Source organism: Brevibacillus laterosporus DSM 25 (genome assembly GCF_002706795.1).
Classification (GTDB): Bacteria; Bacillota; Bacilli; order Brevibacillales; family Brevibacillaceae; genus Brevibacillus_B; species Brevibacillus_B laterosporus.
The window spans coordinates 2,421,891-2,447,123 of sequence record NZ_CP017705.1; the positions used below are offsets into that span (position 1 = coordinate 2,421,891).

Annotated in this window: 21 protein-coding genes; 13 read left to right on the forward strand and 8 right to left on the reverse strand. The window is 40.7% G+C overall.

Going from position 1 to position 25,233, the window contains the following annotated elements; translation table 11 throughout:
* A complete protein-coding gene (locus BrL25_RS11615) occupies positions 1-1,371 on the forward strand; it encodes a sensor histidine kinase (RefSeq protein WP_236848103.1) in 1,371 nt (456 codons plus the stop codon).
* 142 nt (positions 1,372-1,513) lie between these two features.
* Here BrL25_RS11615 and BrL25_RS11620 read toward each other — a convergent pair whose 3' ends face one another.
* The 6 genes from BrL25_RS11620 to BrL25_RS11645 all read right to left on the reverse strand — a co-directional run bounded on the left by BrL25_RS11620 (position 1,514) and on the right by BrL25_RS11645 (position 7,070).
* A complete protein-coding gene (locus BrL25_RS11620; RefSeq protein ID WP_236847775.1) occupies positions 1,514-1,900 on the reverse strand; it encodes a hypothetical protein in 387 nt (128 codons plus the stop codon).
* Between the two features lie 321 nt (positions 1,901-2,221).
* Entirely contained in the window at positions 2,222-3,139 is a 918-nt protein-coding gene (locus BrL25_RS11625; RefSeq protein WP_018672028.1) for an NAD-dependent epimerase/dehydratase family protein, read from the reverse strand.
* A 3-nt stretch (positions 3,140-3,142) separates the two neighbouring features.
* On the reverse strand, positions 3,143-4,372 hold the full coding sequence (locus BrL25_RS11630; RefSeq protein WP_018672027.1) for a class I SAM-dependent methyltransferase: 1,230 nt from the start codon (positions 4,370-4,372) through the stop codon (positions 3,143-3,145).
* A gap of 21 nt (positions 4,373-4,393) precedes the next feature.
* Complete coding sequence (rfbG, locus tag BrL25_RS11635; protein ID WP_018672026.1) at positions 4,394-5,455, reverse strand: CDP-glucose 4,6-dehydratase; 1,062 nt, start codon at positions 5,453-5,455, stop codon at positions 4,394-4,396.
* A 1-nt stretch (position 5,456) separates the two neighbouring features.
* On the reverse strand, positions 5,457-6,224 hold the full coding sequence (rfbF, locus tag BrL25_RS11640; RefSeq protein WP_018672025.1) for a glucose-1-phosphate cytidylyltransferase: 768 nt from the start codon (positions 6,222-6,224) through the stop codon (positions 5,457-5,459).
* 132 nt (positions 6,225-6,356) lie between these two features.
* Entirely contained in the window at positions 6,357-7,070 is a 714-nt protein-coding gene (locus BrL25_RS11645; RefSeq protein ID WP_018672024.1) for a glycosyltransferase family protein, read from the reverse strand.
* A 362-nt stretch (positions 7,071-7,432) separates the two neighbouring features.
* Here BrL25_RS11645 and BrL25_RS11650 point away from each other — a divergent pair, with 362 nt between their 5' ends.
* The 5 genes from BrL25_RS11650 to BrL25_RS11670 all read left to right on the forward strand — a co-directional run bounded on the left by BrL25_RS11650 (position 7,433) and on the right by BrL25_RS11670 (position 13,609).
* Entirely contained in the window at positions 7,433-8,047 is a 615-nt protein-coding gene (locus BrL25_RS11650; RefSeq protein ID WP_018672023.1) for a DedA family protein, read from the forward strand.
* Positions 8,048-8,280: 233 nt separating this feature from the next.
* Complete coding sequence (locus BrL25_RS11655; protein WP_018672022.1) at positions 8,281-8,712, forward strand: MarR family winged helix-turn-helix transcriptional regulator; 432 nt, start codon at positions 8,281-8,283, stop codon at positions 8,710-8,712.
* Between the two features lie 91 nt (positions 8,713-8,803).
* Positions 8,804-10,528, forward strand: coding sequence for an ABC transporter ATP-binding protein (locus BrL25_RS11660; protein ID WP_018672021.1), 1,725 nt, complete (start codon positions 8,804-8,806; stop codon positions 10,526-10,528).
* A complete protein-coding gene (locus tag BrL25_RS11665) occupies positions 10,529-12,367 on the forward strand; it encodes an ABC transporter ATP-binding protein (RefSeq protein WP_018672020.1) in 1,839 nt (612 codons plus the stop codon). It abuts the gene before it with no gap.
* A gap of 171 nt (positions 12,368-12,538) precedes the next feature.
* A complete protein-coding gene (locus tag BrL25_RS11670) occupies positions 12,539-13,609 on the forward strand; it encodes a DUF418 domain-containing protein (protein ID WP_018672019.1) in 1,071 nt (356 codons plus the stop codon).
* Positions 13,610-13,678: 69 nt separating this feature from the next.
* Here BrL25_RS11670 and BrL25_RS11675 read toward each other — a convergent pair whose 3' ends face one another.
* Together BrL25_RS11675 and BrL25_RS11680 are read right to left on the reverse strand one after the other, a co-directional pair.
* Positions 13,679-15,571, reverse strand: a complete 1,893-nt coding sequence (locus BrL25_RS11675) for an ABC transporter permease (protein ID WP_018672018.1) — start codon at positions 15,569-15,571, stop codon at positions 13,679-13,681.
* Positions 15,543-16,316 carry an ABC transporter ATP-binding protein gene (locus tag BrL25_RS11680; protein ID WP_018672017.1) on the reverse strand — a complete coding sequence of 258 codons (774 nt, stop codon included), beginning with the start codon at positions 16,314-16,316 and terminating at the stop codon, positions 15,543-15,545. Before BrL25_RS11680 ends, BrL25_RS11675 begins: the two co-directional genes overlap by 29 nt.
* 251 nt (positions 16,317-16,567) lie before the next feature.
* Here BrL25_RS11680 and blaOXA point away from each other — a divergent pair, with 251 nt between their 5' ends.
* The 7 genes from blaOXA (at position 16,568) to BrL25_RS11715 (ending at position 25,232) form a co-directional block, all read left to right on the forward strand.
* Entirely contained in the window at positions 16,568-17,422 is an 855-nt protein-coding gene (gene blaOXA, locus BrL25_RS11685) for a class D beta-lactamase (RefSeq protein ID WP_018672016.1), read from the forward strand.
* 105 nt (positions 17,423-17,527) lie between these two features.
* The gene (locus BrL25_RS11690; RefSeq protein WP_018672015.1) at positions 17,528-18,256 is read left to right on the forward strand and encodes an FHA domain-containing protein; all 729 of its coding nucleotides are present in this window, start codon (positions 17,528-17,530) and stop codon (positions 18,254-18,256) included.
* Positions 18,257-18,473: 217 nt separating this feature from the next.
* Complete coding sequence (locus BrL25_RS11695) at positions 18,474-20,534, forward strand: penicillin-binding transpeptidase domain-containing protein (RefSeq protein ID WP_026315191.1); 2,061 nt, start codon at positions 18,474-18,476, stop codon at positions 20,532-20,534.
* A gap of 31 nt (positions 20,535-20,565) precedes the next feature.
* Complete coding sequence (locus BrL25_RS11700) at positions 20,566-22,590, forward strand: peptidoglycan D,D-transpeptidase FtsI family protein (RefSeq protein ID WP_018672013.1); 2,025 nt, start codon at positions 20,566-20,568, stop codon at positions 22,588-22,590.
* 245 nt (positions 22,591-22,835) lie between these two features.
* Positions 22,836-23,579: an IclR family transcriptional regulator gene (locus BrL25_RS11705; RefSeq protein WP_018672012.1), complete on the forward strand. Its 744-nt coding sequence runs from the start codon at positions 22,836-22,838 to the stop codon at positions 23,577-23,579.
* A 114-nt stretch (positions 23,580-23,693) separates the two neighbouring features.
* Complete coding sequence (gene pxpA / locus BrL25_RS11710; protein ID WP_018672011.1) at positions 23,694-24,461, forward strand: 5-oxoprolinase subunit PxpA; 768 nt, start codon at positions 23,694-23,696, stop codon at positions 24,459-24,461.
* A gap of 78 nt (positions 24,462-24,539) precedes the next feature.
* A complete protein-coding gene (locus BrL25_RS11715) occupies positions 24,540-25,232 on the forward strand; it encodes a DUF969 domain-containing protein (protein ID WP_018672010.1) in 693 nt (230 codons plus the stop codon).
* Position 25,233: the final 1 nt, after the last annotated feature.

A 25,233-nucleotide genomic window follows, 5' to 3' on the forward strand; every position in this document is an offset into this window, starting at 1 on the left:
ATGAAACGACAGCTTTTCCTTTCGCATTTAGGTGTTGCACTCGTTTCCTTGTTAGTCATTATCATTATTGTTAATATCTCTGTTTCCTTTACATTTGGAAAATATGTTGAAAATCAACTAAAAGCGGAGGCAGATTCGATCCTAAAAGACCTGACGGAATCTTATGTAAAAACGAATGGATGGCAAAAGCAGGCGCTTATGGGTATTGGACACCGGGCTATGCAGCGTGAGATGGCTGTCATTTTGCTTGATGCAGAAGGAAACATGATCTGGGACTCGACTAAGATGGGTATGCATATGGGAAGTCAAAATTCCAAGCATACCTGTGCTGTAGATGATGCGCTTCCACACTCTACCTACTCTGCTCCAATCATCATTGGAGATCAGCAGGAGGGTACATTACATGTCGCGCTTCCAGATGGTCAATTTCAAGAACAGGAGCGAGAATTCATTACTAGATTCAATGGAATGGTTGGAGGTGCGCTTCTTATTGTCATTGTCGGTGTTTATTATTATAGCGTTCGCATCTCTCGCGGTATTAGTCATCCACTGCTTCACATTAAAGAGAAAGCGAATCGAATGCGGACAGGAGATCTCACAGCGCGAGTTGAGACGGACGCATTACATGGAGAAATACAGGAGCTAGGTCAAGCGCTAAATCATTTGGCAGAGAGCCTGCAAAAACAGGAACGATTACGCAAAAATTTAACAGCCGATATTGCCCATGAGTTACGAACGCCACTTGCAACGATTCAAAGCTACATGGAAGCTTTTGAAGATGGAATATGGGAGCCAACCTCAGAAAAATTAAAGATTTGTCAGGAACAGACCTCACAGCTTGTTCTGCTGATAAAGGATTTAGAGAAGTTAACGGAAGCCGAGAACCCGATGCTCCGTTTACAAAAGGAACAAGTGAACGTATCTGCTATCATATCGGAGGCACAAAAAGGTATCGCGGAATTATGGGACAAAAAAAGGATTCGATACGTTCCACCTATCATGGACGATATTTTTTTGTATGCGGATTATCGTAGACTATTGCAGGTTTTTACGAATCTACTTAGCAATGCTTATAAATATACCCCTGAAGATGGAGAAGTGCGGGTTACTATCGAAGAACAACGGACCAATATCATAATCAAAGTGATGGATACGGGAGTTGGTATCCGGAAGGAAGAGCTCCCCTACGTTTTTGAACGATTTTATCGGGGTGAAAAGTCACGTAGCCGTAAATCAGGTGGCGCTGGAATTGGATTGGCTATCGTAAAAGCCATTGTAGAGGCACATGGTGGAGAGGTACAGGTTGAGAGCGATATGGATAAAGGGACTACATGCTGGGTGCATTTGCCAATAAAAAGGACGGGAGAATGACCCTAGGAATTCTCTTACTTCCCGTTAGCCTATCAAGTATTCTAGCCTACTACGACCAAGAAACAGGTCTTTATATGCATACAACAAAATAAGCGAGGCTTCCCCCAACAAGGGAGCCTCGCTTATTTTGAGCGGGTAGAACCTACATCCACAGCCTAAACATTGAAATGAAACCTGCTACAAAAAAAAGTGTCATAACGACAAATGGTAATGAAGTTAATGTAATACCCGCAATTGCCATACCTCTGCCTTTGGAAGAATTCCTTGCTCTTATTCCCAAGATAAACCCCGTAACATTAATGATAAAGGCCAAGAAAATGGTTAGCATCGTACCAGGTGATACCGTGTAGTATCTTGAATTGTAATTCAACATAAACCATGCCATAAAAAATAAAATAATACCAAATATACCAAAAATCATTGATACTACCGCTTGTCCTAATCTGTCCTTGGGCTGATTCTTAACGGGACGCTTCTGTTGAGTGGCTTGTTGTTGAGGTGAGGACTGTCGATTAGTCGCTGTTCTCATTTGACTATTTGTTCCCCTATTACCTTGCGTGTTAGTTACCCTGGTCTGACTACTCACCGTTCTATTTGTCTGGTTGGAAGTTGACCTATTAGGTTGATTATTTGTCGTTCTAGTAGTTCTTTGCAATCTACTAACTCCTTTCTGACTGAGCATTTATGTAGGAAAAAAGTAACAATATTAAATTCGTCATAATTTACCAAAAACCTCTTTCGAATTCATTTTTTTGAATACTGTAGTTTTATAGAAACAAGTTTAATGATAGGAAGACATAAATAGCTGATACCATATACTCATGGAATCAGCTTGTATTTGGGTATTTATTCATAAAGAGGAATGTTTATCTAAGCTATTCTTCCACCATACTATCGTTTCTTCTAAACCAGCATCTAAGGAGTACTTTGGTTTCCAATTTATTCCTCGTTGCAACCGCTCAATATTTGCACCTACAAATAAAGGCTCATCTTGCGGGGATGGAATGGCTCCCCATTTGATTAATTCCTCGTTCCCTATTTTTTCACCGATAAGAGAAGCTATCTGTTTCAATTGGATCGGTTGACCGGAAGCGATATTAACAGTTCCTTGTATATCGCTTCGTAATAAAGAGACAAGGGCATCGGCTACATCAGTGATATAGAGAAAATCACGATATTGATTCCCATGCGTGCATAAAGCCTCTTCGCCTTTCAATAAAGCGGTGATAAGGGTAGAAACAAGCCGATTGCCGGGATCATGAGGACCATATAAATGAAAGATTCTACCCCAGCAGGTACATAAACCAACCTGTTCAGAATATGATTGGAGCCATAAACGTAAGGTGTTTTTACAAACAGAATAAGGTGTTTTATAAGAGGAAATGGAGGTGGTTTCAGATAAATAGCCTTCCACCCATTCATATTCTGCACAAGTTCCAGCCACTACGGCTCTTTTTCCACCACATTCGACAAAATGACGAAATAATGCCATGCTGGATTGCACCCAATAGTAATTAGCAAGTGAATGATAACAGTGGGGAGGTACTGCTTCCCAAGCTAAATGTACTAGATGAGAAGGCTTCACCTTATCAATCAGGTCGGCTACTTCTGTATGGCATAAAAGATCGACTTGATGCCAAGTACAGGTAATATCCAAAAGAGGCGCCCTTCGATACGTCGCATGAACCTCGCATCCCATTTGATGTAGCATGCTCACTACATATCTGCCGATCCAGCCATTTCCACCTGTAACGAGAACTTTTTCCATGCTCTATAGCACTTCCACTTCTGGAACAAACACGACAAATTTTCCGCCCCAATTTCGAATATAGGAGCATTCCTCCATAATTTCTTCCTTCAAGTTCCACGGTAAAATGAGTACATAATCTGGTTTTGTTCGTTGTATTTCATCTGGCTTTTTAATCGGAATACGAGAACCAGGTAATATAAGTCCTTGTTTATGCGGGTTTTGATCCACTGTATAGGGGATGAGCTCTTTTCCTATTCCACAAAAGTGTAAGAGAGTATTTCCTTTAGCCGGAGCCCCATAGCCAACCATTTTCTTTTTCATATCATGGGCTTTAACGAAAAAGGATAGAATGTTGATCTTCATTTGTTCCACTTTCTTGGAAAACTCCAGATATGTTGGTAAGTGGTCAAGACCGTGTTCTTGTTCCTTCCCAATGAGCTCTGTTACGCTTGGCCGAATTTGTTCTTTATCCTCTTTATGTTTTACGAATAAACGTAAAGACCCACCGTGGGTAGGGAGTTCCTCCACATCTACAACCTTTAGCTCATGGTTAGATAGGATGCTTTGAACGGTTAGTAGTGAAAAGTAAGAGAAGTGTTCATGGTAGATCGTATCAAATTGGTTACCGAGAATGAGGTGTAAGACATGGGGGAACTCGATTGTGATCATACCATTTGGTTGCAACAGTATTTTTAGCCCTGCTATAAAATCATGCAATTGAGGTACGTGTGCTAGCACATTATTTGCGACAATTAAATCTCCTTTATAACCTTCCTGTACCAATTGCTTTGCTAATCTTTCGCCAAAAAAATCAGCTTTCGTGGGAATTCCTTTATCATTAGAAATTTTTGCTACATTTTTTGCTGGTTCAATTCCTAGTGTTCGAATATTATGCTTGTGGAAGTATTGTAATAAATACCCGTCATTACTTGCGATTTCAATTACTTGCGAATGATTATTTAATTGGAACCTAGCGATAGCCATCTCCGTATATTTTTCAGCATGGGATAACCAACTAGAGGAATACGAGCTAAAATAAAGATAGTGATGAAAAATTTGATCTGGTGATTCAAATTGACCTACTTGTACGAGAAAACATTTATCACAAACATAGGCATGCAACGGATAAAACGGTTCCATATCATCTACACAGTCTGGTGGTATGAATGAGTTAGCGAGAGGTGAAACTCCTAAATCCAAGAATGTATGAGTTAGCAATGAATTGCAAAAACGACATTGTTTATCGGACATTTTCTGAAGACTCCTAACTCCTTATAAATTTATAAACCTGTTGATTTGCTGGCGAGTGAATGACTTTATATCTTTACCTGCTTGAGATTGCTGGTACCATTGAACAGTCCATGTAATAGCTTCCGTGGTAGTTAATTTTGGATACCATCCTAATGAATGGATAGCTTTGCTACTATCAAGGGTTAGAATGGGAGATTCATAGGGAGGAGTAGTTGAAGGTATTGCTATCTCTATATTTTCGTTCCAAATGCTTGCTGCTTGATCTACCATTTCTCTAACTGTCAGATAAGAATGATCGATTGGTCCAAAATTCCAGGATTGGGTATAGGTAGGGTTATTCCATAGCTTTTCGGCAAGAAGTAAATATCCATGTAAGGGGTCTAGGACATGCTGCCAAGGGCGGATGGCGTTTGGGTTTCTAATGCTGAGTTTAGACGAATGAATCAGTGCTCTTGCGATATCTGGAAATAGACGATCTGCGGCCCAATCCCCACCGCCAATCACATTACCAGCTCTCACAGATGCTAGTCGTGGAACGGAAGAAAGTGCAGGCTGAAAAAATGATTTTTGGTAGGACTCAGTGACTACCTCTGCACATGCTTTGCTAGCACTGTATGGATCGTGCCCCCCAAGTGGGTCCGTTTCCTGAAAGGAATGATTACCTAACCCATCATTTTTATAACATTTATCGCTTGTAACATTAATAATCACGTGAACACTTTTCGTTTGTCGTGCTGCTTCGAGGACATGAACGGTTCCCAATACATTCGTATGGTAGGTGGTAAGGGGGTCTGTATACGATTGTTGAACCAATGGCTGGGCCGCCAGATGAAAAATAATCTCCGGCTGCTGCTCAGTGAGGGTTTGCAGGAGTAGCGGGTAATCAGTGATGTCACCCTTTATAGAACAACATTCTTGTGATACCTCCGCTACTCCAAATAAATGAGGGGTAGATGGTGGATTAAGAGAGTACCCAATTACATCTGCCCCAAGCGATGTTAACCACAAAGTAAGCCATGTACCTTTAAATCCAGTATGACCTGTTATCAACACTTTTTTTTGATACCAAAAGGATTTCTCCATTCTACCAAACCTTCCAAGGGGCATTTTTCCTATCCCATAAATCCATTAACTTTTGCTTATCTCGTAATGTATCCATTGGATGCCAAAATCCATCGTGACGATAGGCAGCAAGCTGATTTTGTTTTGCTAATTTGACTAAAGAATTTGTTTCCCAAATGGTTTGGTCGTCACTGATAAAGGAAAAAATGGCAGGCTCTAAAACAAAAAATCCACCATTTATCCAGCCACCGTCTCCTAAAGGCTTCTCTTTAAAGTCTATAACCATTTGATCCAAAAGCATAAGAGAGCCGAATCTTCCAGGTGGCTGAACCGCAGTAACCGTAGCATATTTGCCATACTTTTGGTGAAATTCAATCAGTTTTTTTATATGAATATTCCCTACACCGTCTCCGTACGTAAGACAAAACGTTTCGTTACCAACGTATTTTTGTATCCTCTTAATACGTCCACCAGTTTCCGTACCTTCACCGGTATCGATAAGTGTTACTTTCCAAGGCTCTGCGTTGTTGGAATGATTAATGACTTCATTTTTACTCATATCGAGCGTAAAGTCTGACATATGCAAGTTATAATTTGAAAAATATTCTTTAATGAGATGTCCTTTGTATCCTAAACAAATGATAAATTCATTGATTCCGTAATAACTAAAGATTTTCATGATATGCCAAAGAATGGGTTTTGTCCCTATTTCAATCATTGGTTTAGGCTTTAAATGAGTTTCTTCTCCAATCCTCGTTCCATACCCACCAGCAAGAATAACTGCTTTCATTTTTATCCCCCATAGTTGCAGAAATGTTCCTTTAAGAAGCCTTTTCATGCTTTTACATTATGCAATATTCCTTATAATGGTGTAGTTTTCGTGTAAATGATCAATAATGGTTCGATAAAGCAGCTTGGATCATTATTTTAAGTGCGTAAACAGCTCAAGGTATTCCGGAATCAAACGAAGATCTTGAGTTGCGCTCGCATAATACATATAGGATTGTTCGAGCTTCTCAGGAGTAGTGACATGGTAGATACCCAAACCGTTCTGGATACTGTGTGCTGAGAGTGTGGGGCCTATTTGTAGTTTTCGTTTTCGGGTTAAATCATTCCACGGGCTATAAAAAAACTTTACAACGAAGGCAGGGGCAGTTAGGTAAACAATGAATTTATGTGGGGACCAATGTCTGCCGGCTGTATAAGCACCGTGTTCATGCTTATGAATAAGTCTACCTACACAGGGGTGTGTATTATCTATGGGGAAGTAACCATGGTATCGCTGATTAACTAAGGGGATTGTATAAACAGGGTCTGTATAGCCATGATTTGGATCATCAACCAGCATAATCACTCTGATTGAATACATGTTTTCACCTAAAGCATTCAGGGAAGAGAAAAATTCATCTTTATTTTGACAACAAAGAAACTCAGTAGTGTTTAACACCATTTTCCAGTCTGTATACTCTGTTTCAATGTCCATTACTTCACGATCAACTTCTATTGCATCAAATTCCGGTACCCTTGAATTTCTCACCTCCCAATGAGGAGCAAAAAGTTGACACATCTCAACAGAACGATCTGTTGAACCACGATTAATGAGAATACCGTGGTCGAATATTTGAGTATGGTGCATTAACCACCATGGAAGCAAATATTCCTCATTATAAAAATGCGAAATGACAGTAGTAATAAAACCTCCTCCTTTTGGGAGTGGAATAGAAGAGAAATGCTCCCGTCATACTATATGAAATGTAAGAAAAGGTTGTCACACACAAAGTTGAAACAAGGAAACAGGCTAGTAACGAACGAATAAGATAAAACCGTAAAAAGCTGTAAATCTTTGTACTACAGGCAGAAAGTTAAGAAATTCTTTAGAACTCTGTTATAAAAAAGGTAAGAACTGTTCGATATGATATGGTTATATGAAGAAAACATGGCAGAGTTACAAGTAGACTTGAATCCTTCCTTGCTGTCATACATTCAGGGGGTTATTACGTGCATTTGGACACGATACTAGAGTTAATTAATCAATACGGCTACTTTGCCTTGTTTTTTGCATTATGGTTAGGCATTGTTGGTATGCCGATTCCAGATGAAGTGATTGTCATGACGGGAGGAATGGTTGGTTCATTTGGTATTCTTCAATCGGTTCCGGCCTTTTTTGTTACCTATTTAGGAGTAATTTCTGGGTTGTCACTTGGATATATATTAGGATATAAGATTGGAGTTCCCGTATTAGATCGCATTCGACGTAAAAGGCATATGGATAGCTATATTGTACGAGCTGAATATCTTTTGCAAAAGTATGGGAGCCAAGCATTGGTGATTAGTTACTTTCTACCGATTGTGCGCCATGTAGTACCTTACTTGGTTGGGATTAGCAAAATGTCTTTTCGACGTTACGCTTTGTTCTCTTTTACGACTGGATTTGTTTGGACACTTATATTTTTTATTCTCGGTCACCTCTTAGGTAGCAATGCTGCTTCTGTTGGGTACCTGATTGCTGATTATAGCAAATATCTCCTGATTATTTTACCGGTAATAGCGGTTGGAGTCTTTTTTATGGTTACCAAAATGAAAAGAAAAAAGATAAATGCAATGAAAGGATAGAGAGTAACCCAGTAGAGAAGGTTGGCAAGCCGATCACTGGCACCTAAATAGAATCACTAGATACATATACAGAGGAATCGATTTTGCCTAGTATTGGTAGTCGATTCCTTTTATTTACTTGATAATAGTTCCCTTTATTTACCTCTAGCAAGGACTCTTGCACCTTGTGTAATAAGAGAGTATAATCCTGTTTATCATAATATATAGCTAGCTAACTAAATGAGGTGATAAACATGGAAGAGACTCCTTATCTAGATTCTCTAGAACTGCTACTATCGCGTGTGGTGCGAACGTATAATTATAAAATGTGGCAAATGTCGCATGAAGTAGGAATCTACCCAGGACAATTGCCTGTTTTGTTTCTGTTGAAAAAGAAAAATGGAAGAGTACAAAAGGAACTGGTCAATAAGATGAAGGTAAAGGCAGCTACGGTTACCGTCATGCTTAATCGTATGGAGAAATCTGGATTGATTGAACGTCATCCTGACCCTGATGACCTAAGAGCATCCCGAGTTTATTTAACTGAATTGGGAAAAGAGAAACTAGAGCGGATTGAAGAAGTGATTAAAGAGATTGAGAAGAAATGCTTCGAAGGTTTTCGAGAGGAAGAGAAAATCTTACTTCGACGATTTTTAACTCATATGCATCGAAATTTATCGGAGTAAGTGAAAGGCAAGGCAAGCTTGCTTATCATTTGGCTGTTTCCTCTAAATTTATGTAGCTATCAAAGTAATACGAAGGGAGATGCCAAGCGAAATGGGTAAACTTTTTAGGTATATGTTACCTTACAAGAAATATGCAGTAGCAGCTATTGCGCTCATGTTTCTTGAAGTGGTTATGGATTTACTGCAACCGACGCTGATGGCTCATATTGTAGACCAAGGTGTCGCTAATGGAGATGTGACCTATATCATTCAAACAGGTTTGATTATGGTAGGGGTTGCTCTTTTAGGGATTGTTGGCGGTGTAGGCTGTATTTACTTTGCCAGCATCGTGTCCCAAAATTTTGGTGCAGATGTAAGGCAAGATCTGTTTAGTCATATACAGACCTTTTCTTTTGACAAACTGGATCAGTTCAAAACCTCTTCTTTAATTACACGACTTACTAATGATGTTACACAGGTACAAAACGTAGTACTGATGATGTTACGCATGCTAACACGATTCCCGCTGCTATTTATAGGTGGGATGATTATGGCATTTTCATTGAATGCCAAAATGGCGCTTGTGCTGGTTGTGACAGTCCCCCTTTTGATCCTAGCGCTTATGGTAATTATTAAGAAAGGCTTTCCTTTGTTTAAAAAAGTTCAGGCTAGCTTGGATAAAGTAAACGGAGTTACACGTGAAAATTTGGCGGGGGTAAGGGTAGTAAAGGCTTTCGTTCGTTCTGATTACGAAAAGGAACGTTTCCAAACAGAGAATGACCAATTAGCCGATATATCCGTAAAGGCAGCGCGGACAATGGCTCTGATGATGCCGATTATGATGCTATTAATGAATCTAAGCATCGTCGCGATCATTTGGTTTGGTGGTTTTCAAGTGAATATAGGTAGTATGAAGCTTGGAGAAGTAATTGCTTTTACCAATTATATGACGCAGATTTTGTTCGCCTTAATGATGGCTGGGATGATGCTAATGATGGTATCACGGGCAAAGGTGTCTGCCGATCGGATCATGGAGGTAATGGATACCAAAACCACGATTTCGGATGTTGGGCATAAAGATGTTCAAATGCATACAGGAATGATTGAATTTGACCATGTTTCCTTTCAGTATGCTGGTACTAGTGGCGAACCTGTACTGAAAGATTTATCGTTTACGGTGACACCAGGAGAACGAATTGCGATCTTGGGAGCTACGGGTTCAGGTAAATCTACATTGGTCAATTTACTTCCACGTTTCTATGATGTGACAGAGGGACGCATTTTATTGGATGGAACTGATATTCGTGAGCTGAAATTACAGGAGCTTCGTAAAAACATTGGAATGGTTCTACAGGAGGCAGTACTGTTCTCTGGAACAATACGCGATAATATTCGCTGGGGTGATCCCGAAGCTTCAGATGATCAAGTGATGGCCGCAGCAAAGGCAGCTCAAGCTGATGAATTTATTGATAAATTACCTGCCGGCTATGATACAGTGGTTGGTCAACGTGGAGTCAATCTATCTGGCGGACAAAAACAGCGTTTGTCTATTGCTCGTGCTCTACTGACAAAACCAGACATTCTTATTTTGGATGATAGCACGAGTGCAGTTGATTTGACCACCGAAGCTCTCATTCAAAAAGCGCTAAAAGAGCAATTAGGACATGCGACTTGTTTTATTGTTGCACAACGCATTAGCTCTGTAATCGAAGCAGATAAAATTATTGTGTTAGAGAACGGCCAGATTTCAGCTATTGGAACTCACCAAGAGCTGTTAGAACGCTCGGATGTTTATCAGGATATCTATCGTTCCCAAGTGAGAGAGGAGGCGATTTAGATGAATCGAGGAGTATCAGGACCGGAACGTTCAAAAGGAATGGGTGGTCCCATGGAAAAAGGGATGACTGGCATTCCAGTTGTTAAACCGAAAAATTCCATGGAGGCGCTCAAACGGCTTTGGGGATATTTACGGGAACAGCGCTGGCCGTTATTCTTGGTTTTTTTCCTAGTGCTGGCTAGCTCTGGCTTTGCTTTGATGGGGCCCTTACTGATTGGAAAGGCTATTGATAGCATGGGGATAACCACTGGGCAGGTTCAATTCCCCCTGTTAGCCAAGATTGTTGGTAGTTTAATCATCGTATATATATTAGGGGCGCTTGCTTCCTGGTTACAAACCTATCTAATGGCAAGCGTATCGCAGAAGACGGTCAAGAGTATGCGGAAGGATATCTTTGATAAGGTACAGACACTGCCTTTGCGCTTCTTTGATGAAAGGCCTCGCGGCGATTTAATGAGTCGTCTAACCAATGATGTGGAGAATATTAACAACACACTATCACAAGCGACAACACAAATCTTTTCCAGTCTCATTACTGTTATAGGGGCAGTTGGAATGATGCTGATGTTAAGCCCTTCTTTAACGTTAGTGAGTCTCATCGTGGTTCCACTTGGTTTATTTATTACAAAGAAAATTGCCGAACGTACACGTAAGCTGTTTTTAGAACAACAGACAGAGCTAGGGCAATTAAATGGATATATTGAAGAAATGATTTCAGGGCAACGGGTGGTAAAAGCTTTTAATCGGGAACAAGAGACTATCGATCAATTTGCCGAAAAAAATCAACGTTTGAAAAAAGTGGGGGCTCAAGCTCAGGTTTTCTCTGGAATCATTCCCCCACTGATGAATGCTATTAATAATGTAAGCTTTGCGTTGGTTGCAGGCATCGGAGGGTACATGGCTGTACAAGGGGCTATTACGATCGGGATCATAACTGCTTTTTTAAATTACTCTAAGCAGTTTGCTCGTCCGCTAAATGAGATGGCAAATCAATTTAACATGCTACAATCAGCTTTTGCTGGTGCAGAACGTGTATTTGAGGTATTGGATGAGGAACCGGAATTCGCTGATCAGACGGTGGCTCGTTCCCTTGGACAAGTGGAAGGAAAAGTAGAATTTAAGGATGTTACTTTTGGTTATAAGTCAGATAAACCTGTTTTACAAGCGATTAATCTGACAGCCGAACCTGGACAGATGATCGCTCTGGTGGGACCTACTGGCTCAGGTAAAACAACAATTGTAAATCTATTGATGAGATTCTACGATGTGCAAAAGGGAAGTGTCATCGTGGATGGACAGGATATACGTCAGATTGAAAAAGAGGATCTGCGTTCATCTATCGGTATGGTGCTACAGGATACCTATCTATTTGCAGGAACTGTAATGGAAAATATTCGCTACGGTAAGCTTGATGCTACAGATGAGCAGGTCATGTATGCAGCCCGTATGGCGAATGCCCATTCCTTTATTGAGCGCTTGCCAGACGGCTATCATACGAAGCTCACGGAGGATGCTAGCAATATCAGCCAAGGACAGCGACAATTGCTGACCATTGCGCGAGCTATTTTAGCAGACCCATCCATCTTGATTTTGGACGAGGCAACCAGCAGTATTGATACAAGAACTGAGATGCAAATACAGAAAGCATTGAAAGTGTTGATGCAAGGACGTACTAGCTTCGTGATTGCTCATCGCTTGAGTACCATTCAGGAAGCAGATCAAATCTTGGTCATTAACCAGGGAGAGATTATGGAGCGAGGTAGCCATCAAGAATTACTGGAGCAAAAGGGCTTTTACTATAATCTGTATCATACACAATTTAAGAATCAAGCTTCGTAAGCGATAAAGGCTGTCCAGAGGAATTCTGGGCAGCTTTTTTTACTTCAAACCTTACAAAAATGTAAGAGGCGTGTAATCTTCTTGCATGGTTAAAAAATCTAGTATTAATTACAATAATTACAATGAGTCGCTAGCGAACGAAACTATTATGATGAAAAAGGACTGGTGTCTATGACCGCACTATCGGTCACAAAAAAAGAGCGTATCGTTTCGATGGATATCTTGCGTGGAATTGCACTTATGGGTATTTTGCTGGTAAATGCACCGGCCTATATGACTTATATTGAAGGACAAACCGTGAGTCAGCATGCTTTTGATCCTACCTTACGCCTTTTGTATGATTTATTCATTACAACGAAATTTTTCAGTATTTTTTCGTTCCTGTTTGGACTTGGTTTCTATATTTTCATGAGTCGTGCAGAAGCGCGTGGCGATAAACCGTTTATTCTTTTTGTCCGTCGTCTGGGGGCACTCTTTTTATTCGGTATTTTACACATACTTACTTGGTTTGGAGATATTCTAGTCTATTATGCTATTATGGGATTTTTGTTGATGCCCTTCTATCGTAGGTCGGCACGAACCATCCTGAGTTGGTCAATGGGACTTTTTGCTATAACAGTATTAGCTAGTGGGATTGCTGCCCTACAAACATATCTTGGTACTCCAGTGCCAGAGTTTATCAGCACTTTCAAGAGCGATACTTTTGCCATTTTGGGGATGTTTTTACTAGGACTCTATGTGGGTAAACAAAATATTGTAGCGGAAGTAGATAAACACGTACATCTGTTTAGACGTACACAGCTTATTACATTCATACTGAGTATCATTCCTTTTGCCGGTATTCTGTGGTGCCATTTTACAGATAACCCTCTAAAAGAAATACTCAAACCATTTTTCTCCCGCATGGATACTTATCCAATGGCCTTGTTATACATGAGTAGTCTGTTCCTTCTGTTACGTAATGAGCGAGTGGCTACTATCTTAAAACCATTTGCTAATTACGGTCGTCTAGGCTTAACCTCTTATTTTACACAAAATATAATTGGGTCTATTATCATTTCTCTGCTTGGTTGGTCGAATGGTTATACATTAGTTCAATCCTTCTACATGGCGATGATCATCCTTGTCATTCAATTGATCATAAGTAATCTGTATTTCTTGAAATTCAAGCAGGGTCCGTTAGAGTTTATTTGGAGAAAATTAACGTACGGTTTTAAACGGAAAGAAAGAGCGACAACTTAATTCTTATGAAGAATCAAAACAGCCATTGCGTAGCAGTATAAGCAACGCAATGGCTGTTTTCTTGTATCTTTAAACAAGGTGTCTTTTTAGTTTTTGTAAAAAGTGAGAGCGAACAATTAGGAAATAAACGAGTTGAAGTACAAAGAAGATCAGAATGCTTAGAATCGATGTTTTAAAAATGGAAACGAAGGTACCACTTGAATATACCTTTTGCAGGCCAACTAAAGCGACTGACGTGTGAACGATAGCCAATGTGAATGGAACAAAGAAGAGTAGAGCGATCTGGACAGTCATGCTTTTTTGCCATTCTTCTATTGATAAGCCAATCTTAGAGATTGTTTGATAATATTGTTTATCCCGGTCAAGATCCATGTAGAGTCGGAAGTATAAAAAGCTTCCCGCACAAACATAAAATATGACGGCTACAAATAAGCCGATAAATAGCGCACTGCCAACTGCCCGCTTAGCTTCAGAATAGTAGGCGTCACGGACTAGAGGGTGTTGGTCTTGAGCCAGCTTTTGGTTTATTTCTTTTGAGAAGGCTACCGCATCTTTATTGATAGGTCCTCCCTTTCTCCACTCATGAACAACATAGCCTACAACGGTATAGCTAGAGGATGCTTTTTCCTTCAAATAGGCAAAGTCTTCATCGGATACAGCTAATGTGTTCCATTGGTAAGAAAGGATTGGCTTGTCTATCTTGTTTACCAAGCGAAAAGGCTTGCCGTCTTTTGTAAGAAGTTCAGGGCTACCATCCTGAGGTAAATAGTTTGCTCTAATCCAAAGGGCCTCCCCTTTCTTAATTTGATACGTTTCACGCTCTAGAAGTGCTGCTAATTGATTATAAGCCGATACCTTTATTACATCTGCACGTGCAGGCTTGGAAAAATATAAATCCTCTACCTCGACTCGCTGATAGTTTACATGATAATTAGTTAGGTGATCTTCAATGATTTGTGTCGATTTTTTACTCTCAAGCTTCTCATCGTTATGGTACGTATACTCGATTGTCAGTGGAAGTGTATCCTTTACCATACCAAGTATACCTAGGACACTGATCAAGGCTCCTGCCGAAGTAAAGGCGACGGTGGAGACAATGGTTACCATAAAAAACATCTGGGCATTATCCTTAATGCGATAAGCTAGATCGGATAGCCAGATGATCCGGGTTCCACGCCAGTAGAGAATGGGTTTTTTCTTAACCCAATTAATTAAGAATGCCCCAAATTGTGAGTAGAAAAAGTAAGTACCAACACAGGTTAATAGGATGACAATAAACATCCACCTTATGACTTCAAAGATATCGTTTTTGAGTGTAAACGTAATATAGTAGGCTGATCCAATGCAAAGGATAGAGAAAAGAGCTAAAATAACAGATCCTTTAGGCTCCTTTTTAGGTTTACGTGACTCATCAAGTAAAACCTTGATACTCCGATGCTTCGTTGTAAACAAAGTAAACAAAGAGATCAGCAAAAATGCAGTATAAAATGAAGCAACTGTAAGCAAAAGTGCCTCGGTAGGTATATAAAATGGTATTTCCTCCATATCAAGAATGGCTGAAGCGAATATGAAGAAGGATTTGGAGAATAGCAGGCCAAATCCAATACCAGCTACCATAGATAAAGTGACTAACAACAGGTTTTCCATAAATATCATAAAATTAATTTGCCAACGCGAAATACCAAGTATAGCTAAAACGGCAAATTCTTTTTTACGCATCTTAAGAAAGATATTCGTAGAGTACCAGATGAAAGCAAAGGAAAAACAAAAGATGATTACTTCGGCTGCAGTCATTCCATTAACCACCAAGTAATGTAGACCTTGTGTGGTTGTTCCTGGATGATAAATAAACATGCCGTAGGTAAAATAAATCATAATGACAAAAGTGACACTTAAAAAATAAGCTAAATAAAACCTAAATTTACGCCGTACATTAGTTGCGATGAACTGTAGAAAGGTCATAGGTACTTCCCCCTAAAAGCGCAAGAACATCTAAAATTTGTTGGAAGAACACCTGGCGACTCTCTCCGCGTTGAATCTCATTATATAGGGTGCCATCCTTGATGAATAAAACGCGATCACAGTAGCTTGCCGCTACAGGATCGTGTGTCACCATCATCATCGTGGTTTTTTTTGTAACGTTAATGTTTTGCAAGGTCTCCATGACAATACGTGTTGATTTGGAATCCAGATTACCTGTAGGCTCGTCTGCTAGTAAAAGTGAGGGAGAATGGATGATGGCTCTAGCAATGGCAGCACGTTGATTTTGCCCCCCCGATACCTCATAGGGCCGTTTTTGTAAAATGTGGCTAATCTCTAGCTGCGTAGCGATCTCATCCAATTTCTGTTTCATGTCAGGAATCTTGTAAAAATCAAGCGCGAGTGGCAATAAGATATTTTCACCCATTGTTAACGTATCTAATAGGTTAAAATCCTGAAACACAAAGCCTAGATTACGTCTGCGAAACACTGCTAATTTTGATTTTTTGATTTTATGTGGGTTTTCACCATTTAATAGAATATGTCCAGTGGTCGGGATATCAATTGTAGCGATAAGGTTCAATAAGGTCGTTTTACCGCTACCTGACGGCCCCATTATCGCAATAAACTCGCCCTCTTCTATGTGGAAATTCACGTCGGTTAAAGCTCGATAGGGAATTTTCCCCCCATATATTTTGCTAACGTTTGTTACCTGAAGAAGTCCCATGTCACACATACACCTCCACTTCTTTTATTTATTCCGGTCAAGAGTCGCGTTTAGAGTATCATTCCGTTAGGTGTCAGTCAAGTTGAGCGTCGTATCATGGTTTTATCATCATATTCTCATAGGTTTATAACGATCCAAGCATGTTTTTAGTGTTCCTGCTAGCATATATTGGTATAGGCAGGAAGCGATAGAGGACATTACAAATCGTTATAAATAGAAAACAATTGTAAAAATAAAGTGGGGTGTCGATAATGAGACTACTTAAATATGGTGCGGTGTTACTACTAAGTGTGGCAATGGCTGGATGCTCAGTAATGGCAAAGGAGTCTGAGCTACAAAGACCTGCAAATATACCTGAAAAAACAGAGATCGTTAATTTATCAAAAATGGAAGTGAAAGAATTTTTTCCGAACGACGAAGGTACGTTTATCCTACGTGATCTGGAAAAAAATTCGACCTTTATTTTTAATGAAGAAAGAGCGAAACAACCGCAAGCACCTGAATCTACTTTTAAAGTCATGAATGCTTTAATTGGTCTTCAAGTAAAAGCAGTGGACGATGAATATACCGTGAAGCGCTGGGATGGTGTGAAGCGCGACCTTGATGTCTGGAACAAGGATCATACGCTTGGTTCGGCGATGCGCTATTCAACCGTTTGGTACTATCAGCAGTTGGCCCGTGATATCGGTGCAGATCGAATGAAGGAATGGTTACATAAAGCTTCCTATGGAAATCAGGATATTACTGGTGGGATTGATAAGTTTTGGCTAAACAGCTCATTAAAGATCACACCGCTTGAACAAGCTGATTTCTTAGAAAAGCTATATAAAGAACAATTACCGTTTGATAAGCAAGTAATGAAGACTGTTAAACGTATGATGATTCAGCAGGATGAGGATTTATACACGCTTTATGGTAAAACAGGTACACGCAATACACCGCCAGTTGGCTGGTTTGTAGGATTTGTTACGGTAGAGGGACATCCTTATATCTTTGTTACCAATGTAAATGGAGAAGGAAGCTCTTCTGGAATAAAAGCTAAAAATATTACATTACAAATCCTCAAGAAATATAACATGCTCCCAACGCCATCCCAAAACAAATAGGATGATAAAGGGAAAGAACAAGGGCTGCAAACTAAGCAGCTCTTGTTGACGTATCAGAATCGTTTATAATAGAGTGAAGGATTAACTGTTATTTGGAGTGATATCATGTTGGGAGTAGAAGCATATCTCTTCATTAAAAAAGGAGATTCCAACCAGACAACGGTCAAAAAATTCATTACAGAGACCGAATGTACAATTGGTAGACGTGGGGCGACGTATCAACCTGATTTATCTTTTACCAGTTTATTTATATCAAGACAGCACGCTGTCATCCGCCAAGAGAGAAATCAATACGTTCTTTATGATCTAGACAGTAAACATGGAACTGAGGTAAATGGACAACCGCTCCAGAATGCCCCGCATGTTTTACAATACGGAGATCGTATTACATTGGCAAAAGGAGAGGCAGAATTTATTTTCTTTACATTGGAAAATGACTTGGATGTAACAAGGGAGTTTATTCGACCGCTTGGTGCTAGTAAGGATCAGATGGCGAAACAGGTTGAGCCAGTGGCAGTTCATGTAAGTATGGATGTGAAGGGCTTAACCATCAATGTGGAGAGAAGAGAAATCCTGCTGGATGGGGATTGTCTTTATTTATCGGGAAAAGATATTGATTTGTTGATGCTCATGTACGAGCGTGTAAATCAAGCTGTTAGCTATGATGAGATGAAAGTGCATGTGTGGCCAGAACGAACATCCACAGTAGATGGATTGCCAGATGTAGGTCGAGCCGAAATTAATGCATTGGTTTACCGTTTACGTAAGAGGTTGGGTGAGTACGGTGATAAAATTATCACCATACCGCGGTACGGATATATGTTGGACTTATAAAAAAGCAGAAAAGCCAGAAGGCAAAACAAGGGATTTCCGTTCTGATAAGAGAGGGAGTTCGGTTGTTTTTCTTCTGGCTTTTTTGCTATGTACAATTTTGATACGACGATGGGCTATCTCATGTATATATGAGCGATTTATCAGCGATTTGATGATGGAACAATATGTTTATTGGGAGACGTATGACCTATCTTTAGAAGAAGGGAGTGGATTTATCATGAAAAGAATACTCTTTTTATCTATAGCAGCGGTTCTTCTTGCAACAGGAGGAATTTTTATTTACGCCCATCTAATGGAAGATGATCCGCGTGTTGTAAAGGATCGGGCAGAAAAACGGTTTGAGGAGTATTTGGATAGCTGGGGTAAACAGGATTTTGCCCAAATGTATGAACAACTATCTGTGGATACAAAGAAAAAAATGACGAAGGCGGAATTCATAGGCCGCTATGAAACCATTTATAACGGGATGGAAGCCAATCATTTGCAAATGAAAGATACTTCACTGGGACGTGAAGCCATCACTGAAAACGAGGAAATTCACCTGCCCTATCAGGTTAGCATGGATACGATAGCTGGTTCTCTTACTTTTACACATAAAGTAACGATGGTACGCGAAAATCAAAGTGGAAAAAAAGATTGGTATATCAAATGGAATGAATCCCTCATTTTTCCTAGCATGAAGGAGAAAGATAAGGTAAGGGTCCAAACAATCCTGCCACAGCGAGGGGAAATTGTAGATCGCAATGGAATTTTATTAGCTACAACAGGGGTCGCTTATGAAGTAGGGGTAATACCCGTAAAATGGGATAAGAATTCAGACGACCAGAAACAAAAAGCGGCCACTCTACTGGATATGACCTTAGAACAAATTGACACGAAACGAAATGCGAAATGGGTGAAGCCAGAGTTATTTGTTCCATTAGCAACCCAAGCTAAGGAAGACGATCGCTTAGATCAATTAGAAAAGATCGAGGGATTGATGATACGTAAGAGAGAGGTGCGTTATTACCCTTATCGTCAAGCTGCTGCTCATTTAATCGGTTATATCGGAAGTATGAATGAAGAGCAATGGAAGCTATACAAACCAAAAGGTTATCGTTCTACTGATTTGGTTGGGAAGGCGGGCGTGGAACAAGTCTATGAGGAACATTTACACGGTACGCCAGGTGCGCGAATTATTATAGCTGATGAGCAAGGACAAGAAAAGGAAGTGTTAGCAAAAAGACTAGCACAAGATGGGCAGAAGCTCACTTTAACCATTGATGCTGATCTACAGTTTGCTATCTATGAGGAAATGAAGAACGATGCAGGAACAGCAGCGGCAATTCACCCCCTCACTGGAGAAGTATTAGCTATGTTAAGTACACCTGCGTATGATCCCAATGCGTTTATCCGAGGACTATCTAACAAAGAGTGGACCCAGTTAAATAACAATCCAGCTAAACCTCTACTCAATCGGTTTGCCATTGGATTTGCACCAGGCTCGACCTTTAAGCCTATTACGGCGGCAATCGGACTTGAACAAGGAAGTATTAAGGCTGAGCAAGGCATGACTGTCAAGGGATTACATTGGCAAAAGGATACCTCATGGGGTAAGTACGAGGTAACGCGAGTGAAAGACCCGCATAGCCCAGTTACTTTAGAAAAAGCTCTTGTGTATTCAGATAATATTTATTTTGCGCAAGCGGCTTTACAGATGGGAGAGCAATCTTTTTTAGGTGGGACGAAAAAGTTTGGTATAGGTGAAAATTTACCGCTTACCTATCCATTGAAAAAGTCCAAAATAGCTAACAAGGATATCAAGAATGAGATTCAGCTAGCTGATTCTGGGTACGGACAAGGGGAAGTAACGATGACACCGCTTCATCTCACGTTGACCTATAGCGCATTTTTAAATGAGGGTAATATGGTTTATCCCACATTGACTCAGCAGGAAGTGAAGCCACAATCCTTTTGGAAAGAAAATGTGATGTCGAAAGAAACAGCAGCATTGATTAAAGCTGATCTAATTCAAGTAATGGAAAATTCACAAGGAACAGGGCGGTTTGCTAAACCATCGGGTATTCGCGTGGCAGGAAAAACGGGAACAGCCGAATTAAAAGCAAGAAAAGGTGAGAATGGGCTGGAGTATGGCTGGATGACCGTATTTAATGTGGATAAACCAAGGCTATTGCTAACGATGATGATAGAAAATGTAAAAGGTCGAGGTGGAAGCCATTATCTTGATCCCAAGATAAAACGAATTTTTGCGCAAGTAGTTAGTAGAGACTCCCAGTGAAAAGACAGGAGAAAGATAAGGTGAGCCTTTTGTGGATAAAGCAGAACAAGAACTGCAGCAGGAACAGCGATTAAAGCGTATGCAATGGATTTTTCTGATCACTTTCTTTTTATTTTCAGCGATTATTCTTCGATTGGCTCAAATACAGATTGTTGAAGGGAGCGAGTTTGAAAAGGTACTGAGCTCTCGCTCCCTCAAAAAAGATCCGATTCCAGCAGTTCGTGGCAACATTTATGATCGTAATGGCAAGCTGTTGGTACATAGCAGAGCTTCATTCACAGCTGTTTTTCATGAACCAGAGGGTATCAAGCAACAGGAGATTGTTGAACTAGCCAAGAAACTAGAAAAAGTCCTGCGTGGAATGACACAAAGTGCGATCGTGAAAAAGCTAGATGTAGGCTTTACTTGGGAGAATGAGCAGCGGAAAAACATCGCTCGCAATGCACCGAAGTATATGGAAAAAGAAATCAAGTATGACCTGACCCCCGAAGAGATTGCTTATTTAGAAGAGCATCGAGAAGATTTACCAGGGATAGACGTTGTTACGAAATCGATAAGAGAATACGATACCAAACAAATAGCCGTACAGACAATTGGCTACGTTCGTCCCTACCATGTAGCTCAAAATTTGAACAGTCCGTTTTATAAAACGGAGCAAGTGCATTATCTGCCTGATCAACTGGTTGGATTAGACGGTATCGAGCGTAGCTATGAAAAGGAGCTACGTGGAAAAAATGGCTATCGCCTATATGAGGTGGCAGCCGATCAGTCCGTACAACGTGAGCTAAAGAAGGAATCGCCCATACGTGGTCAAAATATCTATCTAAATATTGATGAACGTGTACAGTCAGAAACTAGAGATTTCATTAAAGATTTCCTACCAGAATTAAGAGGAAGTATTTCATTAGCTGCTGGAGCTAAAACAGCCTATGTAGTAGCGATGGAAGTGGATACCGGTAAGGTAGTTACGATGGTCAGCTACCCAGAATATGATACAAATGTTTGGGTGCATGGACCTGATCAGGCTACTTATGAGCAGATGAAGTACTCTGTTACCAATGGAACAATTCGTGAAGCGCCTTATGATGTTCGTCCATTAACAGGCCCTTCAGCGGAACAAGAAAATAATAAACACCCCAAATCAATTGTCCCCTCAGGCTCCGTCATGAAACCAATTACAGTATTGTTAGGTTTACATGAGGGAGTTATAACTCCGAGCGATCAATGGACCGATCCCGTTACGTACTACTATGGTCGTGGGAACGATCGAGTAAAGAACGATAGCGGTCATAATTATGGTGTGCTCAATCCAGTAAAGGCGATAGCCAAATCCTCGAATACGTATATGGCCCGTATTGGCGAAGGGGTTGCCAAAAGGGAGGGTAACAGAGCCGTTTCTCTATTACAGGAGTACTATCATCAATTCGGTTTAGGTGTGTTGACGGAAGTGGACCTACCGAGTGAGAATAAAGGCAAAGAGGATTATCTAGTTATGAATAAGAACTATGGGCCACTGGCTGCAATGGTACAGGCCTCCTTTGGACAACAGGTTCGAGCCACGACGGTTCAACTAGCTCAATACGCCGCGACCTTGGCCAATAATGGCGTTCGGATACAGCCTCAGCTTGTAGATAAAATCGTAGATGAAAAAGGAAGCATTGTGCTTCAGTCCAAGCCTAAGGTTCTAAATAAAATAGAGCAACCCCAAGCATATTGGGATATTTTACGTAATGGAATGGTACAGGTAACACAACCAGGCGGAACCTCTGTCAATGCTTTTCGTGGTCTTCCCTATCAGGTAGCAGCAAAGACTGGTACGTCTGAACAGGATATTTACGTCCCAGTTACTTCTACCAATTCAAAAGGAGAACCCATTACGAAATGGCAAAAACATGCCAGGGTCAATAATGGTGTGATTATCGCCTATGCACCTGCGGACAAACCTAAGCTAGCAGTAGCAGTGGTTGTACCAGAGGGTGGTTATGGGGGGCGCTCTGCGTCAAATATCAGTCGAGCAGTGTTTCAAGCATATGATAAATATGTAGGGTTAAGATGAGTAGCGGATAAAAGCTAGCATTTGCACAACAGGAGTAAAAGCCTGGCAATGCTGGCTTTTTTCCTTTTGTACATAAAAGTAGTATAGATTTGTAACTTATTACTAATTTTTTGTAACTAATAGGGTACTTTATTTTGCCTTCTGATTACGAATTGCTTGGCACAGTACTTACACCTGTAATAAGATATGTCATAATAATATAAATTTTCATGAGCAGTTATAACCATAGGAAGGATGAGTGGAGGGTGCAGCACAAAAATAAGACAGTGGTGAAAGCATTAGATTTACTTTCTCTATTTCTTACTCATCCACATTTAACGTTAGCCCAATTAGTAGAAGTAACTGATAAGCCCAAGACCTCTGTGCATCGTATGGTCGGGTCACTTGAAGAGATGGGATTTCTTCGAAAGGATGAGGAGGGACGGTATGCGCTTGGGCTAACTTTTCTACAATATGGTCAGTTGGTGTCCGATCGGTTAGATATTCGTCAAATGGCTCTTCCCTGGATGAATCAGCTACGAGATGAGATGGGAGAAGCCGTTCATCTTATTATGAAGGATGGACCCGATGCCATTTATGTCGAGAAGCTAGATACCAAGCATCCAGTGCGATTGTATACGAAAGTAGGGAGGCGCTCTCCTTTATATGCAGGAGCCTGTTCGCGGATTATTTTAGCGTTTCTACCAGATGCAGAGATTGAAGAATATCTAGAAAACGTTCAATTTGAACGTATTGCCAAAGGGACTATTACAACTTGTAAGGAGCTCACTGAGAAGCTGGAAGAGTCCCGTCAAACTTATTATACGATTAGTTACTCGGAATTAGAGAATGAGACTGTCTCGGTAGCGGCTCCTATTTTTGATCATCGGGGTAAACTAGTGGCAGGTCTTAGTGTTGCAGGTCCAGAGGTACGCTTTCAGCCTGATAAACTGCCTTTGCTGATTAAAGAAACAGTGGAGACAGCAAACTGCTTCTTGTCAATCTATTAAACTAAATCTATAATGAGTAAAAATATAAAAAGTGGAACGATTATTCCGAATATCGGGACGAGTAGTACTGTATTTCCGAGTACCACAAAGCACAGGTCAAAGGGAGGGGAAGCGATGTATCGCGTAGATTTGAATTGTGATTTGGGAGAGAGCTTTGGTGCTTACCAGATGGGGAATGATGAAGAAATTCTCGCTTTTATCAGCTCAGCAAATATCGCTTGTGGCTATCATGCGGGAGATCCATCTACCATGCGTCAGACGGTTCACATGGCTCTGGAAAAAGGGGTAGCGATTGGAGCACATCCAGGGTTGCCTGATTTAATCGGCTTTGGCCGCCGTACGATGGACATCTCACCACGTGAGGCACATGATATGGTGATATATCAGATTGGAGCCCTACATGCCTTTGTACAAGCACAGGGGGGTATTCTGCATCATGTGAAGCCGCATGGAGCTTTGTACAACATGGCCGCACAAAGTGAGAGCTTGGCCGAAGCGATTGCCGAAGCAGTATATAGCATGGATTCAGATTTAATCTTGTACGGGTTATCAGGAAGTCAATTGCTCAAGGCAGCGGAGAAGCTTGGATTACGCAGTGCCCATGAGGTATTTGCTGATCGTACCTATCAAAGCGATGGATCACTTACCCCACGCCGACAGCCTAATGCTGTTTTAACCGATACGGACGAAGCGGTTAGCCAAGTAATTCGAATGGTTAAGGAGGGGAAAGTCATCTCACAGCAAGGAACAGATGTGAGGATTCAAGCAGATACAGTCTGCATTCACGGTGATGGTGCTCATGCTCTATCCTTTGCCAGACAGATTCGATCACAATTAGAGAACAAACAGATCAGAGTTGAAACGGTGGGACATCAAGCATAGTGCTCTGTAATGAGTAAACACAGTTTTCACTAGATAGAGATAAACAGGTAGATTCCAATAGATAAAGGGAGGTTGTCCATGTTATCACTGATCGGAATTTTAATTGTTATTGTCGGGTTTGCTTTGCGCTTTAATCCATTACTCGTTGTTACAGTGGCAGGGATTGCTACGGGTTTGGCGGGGAATTTATCGTTTGAACAAATAGTAATTACGTTCGGAGAAGCTTTTGAAAAGAACCGCTATTTATCGTTGTTTATTTTAACGTTACCGATTATTGGGCTATTGGAACGGTACGGGCTAAAGGAACAGTCACAGCGATTAATTCGAAAAGTAAAAGCAGCGACTACAGGTCGATTATTGATTTTGTATCTATTTGTACGAGAAGTGACTGCCATGCTAGGACTAACCAGCTTAGGTGGACATGCTCAGATGGTTCGTCCGTTGGTAGCACCGATGGCAGAAGGGGCTGCTGAGAACAAGCACGGTCAACTACCTAAAGAGCTAAGTGACAAGATTAAGGCTCAGTCAGCAGCTACAGATAATATTGGTTTATTTTTTGGAGAAGATATTTTTATCGCTTTTGGTGCAGTCCTATTGATGCATGGATTCTTCCAACAAAACGGTATCTCGCTTGAACCTCTTCATATAGCAGTATGGGGGATTCCAACTGCCATTGCGGCCTTCCTGATTCATGGCACAAGATTATATTTATTTGATGGAAAAATCAGAAGATACATGGAAGAAAGCAAACAACTGCGCAAAAGTGCGTAGG